Source organism: Xanthovirga aplysinae, assembly GCF_009711365.1.
Classification (GTDB): domain Bacteria; phylum Bacteroidota; class Bacteroidia; order Cytophagales; family Cyclobacteriaceae; genus Xanthovirga; species Xanthovirga aplysinae.
On record NZ_SMMB01000960.1, the window covers coordinates 1 to 5833 of the forward strand.

At 35.3% G+C, this 5833-nt stretch carries 5 protein-coding genes; 3 read left to right on the forward strand and 2 right to left on the reverse strand.

Annotated features, from left to right (window positions below; all coding sequences use genetic code 11):
• Positions 1 to 351: 351 nt before the first annotated feature.
• Together E1171_RS09025 and yihA are read right to left on the reverse strand one after the other, a co-directional pair.
• Complete coding sequence (locus E1171_RS09025) at positions 352 to 765, reverse strand: DUF5606 family protein (RefSeq protein ID WP_155205681.1); 414 nt, start codon at positions 763 to 765, stop codon at positions 352 to 354.
• 107 nt (positions 766 to 872) lie between these two features.
• The gene (gene yihA, locus E1171_RS09030) at positions 873 to 1469 is read right to left on the reverse strand and encodes a ribosome biogenesis GTP-binding protein YihA/YsxC (protein WP_155205682.1); all 597 of its coding nucleotides are present in this window, start codon (positions 1467 to 1469) and stop codon (positions 873 to 875) included.
• Between the two features lie 481 nt (positions 1470 to 1950).
• On the opposite strand from yihA, the gene E1171_RS09035 reads away from it, so the two are divergent.
• From E1171_RS09035 to porT, 3 genes are all read left to right on the forward strand, one after another.
• The gene (locus E1171_RS09035; RefSeq protein ID WP_155205683.1) at positions 1951 to 4005 is read left to right on the forward strand and encodes an OmpA family protein; all 2055 of its coding nucleotides are present in this window, start codon (positions 1951 to 1953) and stop codon (positions 4003 to 4005) included.
• Positions 4006 to 4379: 374 nt separating this feature from the next.
• Entirely contained in the window at positions 4380 to 5102 is a 723-nt protein-coding gene (gene ubiE / locus E1171_RS09040) for a bifunctional demethylmenaquinone methyltransferase/2-methoxy-6-polyprenyl-1,4-benzoquinol methylase UbiE (RefSeq protein WP_155205684.1), read from the forward strand.
• On the forward strand, positions 5051 to 5827 hold the full coding sequence (porT, locus tag E1171_RS09045) for a type IX secretion/gliding motility protein PorT/SprT (RefSeq protein ID WP_155205685.1): 777 nt from the start codon (positions 5051 to 5053) through the stop codon (positions 5825 to 5827). The genes ubiE and porT overlap by 52 nt, the downstream gene beginning before the upstream one ends.
• The last annotated feature ends 6 nt before the right edge of the window (positions 5828 to 5833 follow it).

Below are 5833 nucleotides of genomic sequence, written 5' to 3' on the forward strand. Positions count from 1 at the left end.
TTTCTGAAACGGGGTTGTTTTTTTCAGCCATGGAACCTAGAGCATTTTTAATTTAATTTGGGCCATTCATTTGAATGAATACTTATGACCTTGGTATAAATTTAATTTCTAATCGTTTAAAACTTAATTTATTTACCTCTTTTAGTCTTTGATATTCAAATTTTCTAATTCCTAATTCCTAATTCCCATTTATCAAAAAGCAGAACCTATTAAGAAGTAGGCTCTGCTTTATTGGTTTAATACTTCAGGAATAACATAATTTAATCATCCTTCAACGTTCCCTAGCACCATTTTTAAGTTTGTTGGAGAAGGAGTTCTACAAGGGAGTTCTTAAGCTTAAATTCAGATTCTTTATTTTTCTTCCGTTTCTTGTTCAAGAATTTCCGGGACATAATTGTAAATAATTTTGTACCAGCTTACAATTTTTTTGATGTCAGAAACATACACCCTGCTTTCGTCATATTCCGGAAGAACGTGTTTTAAAAAAGCTTTTAGTTCCTCTGAACTAGAACTACTGTTAACTCCGGGATCATCCCCAAATTCCTCTTTAATAGTTTTAAAAACATTAGCAAGGGGAACTGACCCTTCTGCATCAGTGGTATATATAGAAATTTCCTGTAAAATAGAGATCCTATTATTTGAACTAGCAACTATTTTCGCCTTATTCTCTCCCAATGACTCGAGGATTACCCCTGAACGTGTTGGTTTCACAATTTTAAATAATCCACCTTTACCCGAAATAGATGCAATTTCTTTTAAATCCATTAATTTAGTTTTTGTTATTATAATTATTTTCAATTGGCATCAAGAGCGCAATTTATTTGATTCCATTGGGATTTTCCATTTTTTTTACCCTTTTTATCCCTGAATTCTTAAGCTTGCTTATTGGTTTGTTCAATGAAGTTGAGGATCTCTTCTTTTCCAGACTTTTGAACTGAAGAGGTGATAAAAAAATCAGGTAAATCCTCCCAATTTTTTAGCATTTCATTCTTAAACTTGGCAATTTGAGCCTGAGATTTATTGATCGATTGCTTATCAGTCTTCGTGAAGACCAAAACAAAAGGTAACCCTTTCTCTCCCAAATAATTGATAAACTGAAGGTCAATGGGCTGGGGATCAAGGCGCGAGTCAATTAAAACAAAAACACAATAAAGGTTTTCACGATTTTCAAGGTATTGGTTCACCATTACCTTCCACTTTTCCTTTTCTTTTTTGCTCACCTTCGCCCAGCCATATCCTGGAAGATCCACTAAATACCATTTGTCATCTATACTGAAATGGTTGATCAGTTGGGTTTTTCCCGGCTTTCCAGAAACCTTGGCTAATTTTTGTTTGTCGCAAAGCATGTTGATCAAAGAAGATTTTCCTACATTCGACCGACCAATAAAGGCATATTCTGGTTTGTTAGGCGGTGGACATTTCTTAAAATCAGTATTGCTTATTACGAATTTGGCATTTTTTATCTTCATTGCAAGTATTATTCTATTTCCTTAGTGGAGGAAACTCTTTTTCCATTGATAGCCTAAATTTTAGAGAGGCGTGATTTACCTAAAGACTACGAAGCCACAAATTTAGCATTTTGATTTTTCCTTAGGAAGGAATCTTTGCATTTGTGAAAATTTCTACTCTTTAGAAAATGGGTAAACCATGATTGTTTTGTTTTATTTTGTGAAATATTTGTGTTTTACTGATGAGGATTGTTATTGGTATTGATTAGATATGGGGATATGTTTATTAATTGTTATTTTTCACAAAATGTTCTAAAAAGCATTGTCATTAATAAGCTTTTTGGATTGTTCTGTTATTTCTTGTTTTGGATGGAAGTAAGAAAAAACAAGGATAATTTATTAGTTTGATTAATGATTCTATTTTGGTAACAAGGTGAATTAGTTTTTTGTCCTATCTCAATAAAAAGAGGAAAGGCTTGATTAGTTATATATTTTTATAATAATGTTAAGAAGATACTTAGCTCTTTTTTTTATTCTATTTTATTATTCAGTTGCTTGTCAAGAAGTTGTTGCTCAAGCTGATGATGAAAGAAAAGCCCAGAAATATGTTCAACTGGGAGACGCAATTTTGGCTGAAACAAGGGCTTTTTCTGAAGCTCGTGATATGTATGTTATAGCAGCAGATTTAGATCCCCAAAATCTGGAAGCTAATTTTAAGGCGGGTGATTTATTTTTACAGACGGTAGAAAAGTATAGGGCCGCAAAATATTTCATTAATGTTTTTAACATGGATCCCGATTATCGTTTCAACCTTCTTTTTTTAATAGGAGAAAGCTATCAATATGGGATGGAATTTGGGAAGGCCATTGATTTTTATGATCAGTATTTACAAAAAGTAGAGGAAAAGCCAGAGTATGGAGGTAGGGATAAAGTGGAGCCCCTTGAAGTAATGAAGAAAATTTATGAGTGCCAAAATGGTATAGCGTTTTTGGCCAATCCTTATGATCTTCGAATAGAAAACTTGGGAAGAGCTGTTAATTCGCCAGGTTGGGATTATGCTCCTGTATTGAATGAAGAAGAAACCATTATGATTTTTACTTCCAGGAGAGCAAAGGGCAACCTTAATGAAAATGTGGATGCTGATAATTTTCCATATGAAGATATTTATTTGTCCAAAAAAGTGCAGGGAAAATGGCAATCCGCAAAAAATATAAAAGCCCCCGTAAGCTCCCTTTATCATGAATCAAGTGTAGCTCTTTCCGCTGATGGAAAGCAGCTTTATTTGTATAAAGATGATGACAATGGCTCCGTATTTGTTTCAGAATTAAAAGGGGAAGAGAATTGGTCCATTCCAACTATTCTTGGTAAAAACATTAATTCTGTTAATTATGCTGTAACCTCGGTAGCCGTGTCTGCCGATAACCAATTACTTTTTTTCGCCAGTAATAAGCCAGGAGGTAATGGTGGATTTGATATTTATGTGAGTAAACAGGACGAGCAAGGGAATTGGGGGCCTTCTGACAACCTCGGCCCAGTGATTAATACGGAATATGATGAGGAAAGCCCTTTTATTGATTATGATGGGAAGACCCTTTACTTTAGTAGTAAAGGACATCAGGGCATGGGGGGATATGATATTTTTAGATCGGAATACGATAGCACTGCCGGGGAATGGACAGAACCGATTAACTTAGGATATCCTATTAATTCTCCTGACGATGATATTTACTTTGTGAGTACTAAGGATGGAAAAAGAGGGTATTATTCTTCTGTTCGGGAGGATGGAATGGGATACACGGATATCTATATGGTAACCATTCCACAATTTAAGTCAGAGTTGGCTTCAAAGAACGGAGAAAAAGAAGACGGTGAGGAACAGGATAAGCTTTTGTCTTCAGCAAATTCTTCGGATAATGAGGAACTAGAAAAGGTTAAGGTATTGATAAGGGTAGAAGACCGGGATTCTTCTATGCCATTAGACGCCAAAGTAACCCTAACGAATGAAGAAAGTCGCTTGTCGCGAATTGGTAAAATATCAGATACAGGGGTATATGAATTTGAGCTATTGGAAAAAAATGATAGACCTTTCTTTCTTTCGGTGGAGAGCCAGAATCATATTTTTACTAATGTTAAATTGATTATACCTGCAGCCACTACTGAAAGTCAAATCGTGAGAAGGACTATTAAATTGAAGCCTATTGATAGTGGGGAACGATTTGTATTAAGGAATATCTATTTTGATTTTGATAAAGCTATTCTTAAAATAGAGTCCTATAATGAATTAAACAAATTAGCTCGACTAATGGCTGAGCATCCACAATTGAAAATCGAAATTTCTGGCCATACGGATGATGTAGGTGCACGAACATACAATCAGAAGCTTAGCGAAAGAAGGGGAAGGGCGGTAGCTGATTTTCTATTAAGCAGGAACATCGATCCTTCACGCATGATTGTGGTAGGTTATGGAATGGATCGGCCATTGGTGAGTAATGATGATGAAGTAGGGGGTAGAGAACTGAATCGGAGGGTGGAAGTGAAAATTTTAACCGGTGTATAGAACTAATTACTGAAAATTAGGAAAAAGATTTGGGCATAATAAAACTAAAGAGCTGTATTTTAATGATATTTTCAATCTTATTTTTTTTGATAAATATAGTTTTTGTATGTTGATTTTCAGCGCTTTATGGATGTGGGTTTAAAGGTGGAAGGTATTACTACTTTTTCCCAAAAACAATTTCTAGAACTTCTGTTGTAAACTGAATTGGGAATAATGGAGGAGAGTGTAAAAATATAAAAACATTTTGTGGTCAGCTCCATTGGTAGGAATAAATTCAAGTCAGAATTATAATGCCTAAGCTTTAGTTGTTACTTTTGCACCTAAGATCGAAAGTGACAAATTCGGGATCATTCCCTTTATTCAAATTTATTTTTATGTCTGTTGTACCGTACAAGGAAGAGAAGGTTGGGAAAAAGGAGCAAATAGCCACCATGTTCAATAACGTAAGTAAGCGCTATGATTTGTTGAATCATTTGCTGAGCATGGGAATAGACATTTATTGGAGGAAAAAAGCGATCAGGCAGCTGAAAGTGGAAAATCCGAAAATGATTTTGGATATTGCCACTGGGACAGGGGATTTTGCAGTTGAGGCTCTGGCATTGAACCCAGATAAAGTGATTGGGGTGGACATTTCAGAGGGAATGTTAAATGTGGGGCGTGAAAAGATTAAAAAATTGAAGTTGGAGGATAAAATTGAACTTCAATTGGGAGATTCGGAAAGATTATTATTCGAAGATAATACCTTTGATTCCGTTATAGCCTCATTTGGTGTGAGGAATTTTGAAAATTTAGAGAAGGGACTAGCCGATATGTTTCGTGTATTGAAACCTGGTGGGACAATTTTAATTGTTGAGTTTTCGAAACCTTCGGCATTTCCTTTTAAACAGATATATAATTTTTATTTTAGTAATGTTTTACCGATAATAGGCCGAATAATCTCTAAAGATAATGCAGCCTATACTTATCTTCCCGAATCTGTGCAGGCTTTTCCTGATGGGGATCGGTTTCTGGATATCCTACAAAAAGTTGGATTTAAAACGACAAAATGCAAAACTTTAACCTTTGGAATAAGCTCTATATACATGGGCAAAAAATAGGAGCTTTTCTGTTTCTCCTCTTATTGGTCTGTTCTGCAGATGGTTATGGGCAAAATGTGAAAACTACCAATTTGCCCAATTATGATAATCGTTGGCTGCATTATGGTTTTCAAATTGGGTTACATACAGCAAAGTACCAGGCGCGTTATGCTGATGCTTTTATTGAAGACCAACAAGATTCTGATTTGAGGGCTTTAGGAGCAGTGATGGGGCCTTTACGACCAGGGTTTTCCTTGGGATTTATTGTAAATCTTAGGCTTCATGATCAGTTTGACCTGCGTTTTCTACCACAGGTAAGTTTTGATGAGTATCAGTTGTCTTATATTCCTAAAGACCCTGATTCTGAATATCCAAATCCCTTACCAGTAGATCAAACCACCGTGGAATTTCCTTTGCTATTAAAGTACAAATCCATAAGAAGAGGGAATACTAGAATGTATTTAATTGGAGGAGTTGCAGCAAGTGTTTTGGCTTCCAACAACAAGAAAGAAGAAATTAATTTTGAGGAAGAACTTTTTGTTAAGAATACAGGACTATCTCTGGAATTGGGAGTAGGTTTGGATCAATATTTTCCACTTTTTAAGTTTGCCCCCGAATTGCGGTATTCTTTGGGACTAACCAATGTGCTTGGAGATGCATCGGAGATTCCTGATGAGTTGTTTTTTAGTAAGCCGCTTAAAAGCTTAAAAATTCACAAACTGACTCTTTATTTGAATTTTGAATAGTTTGAA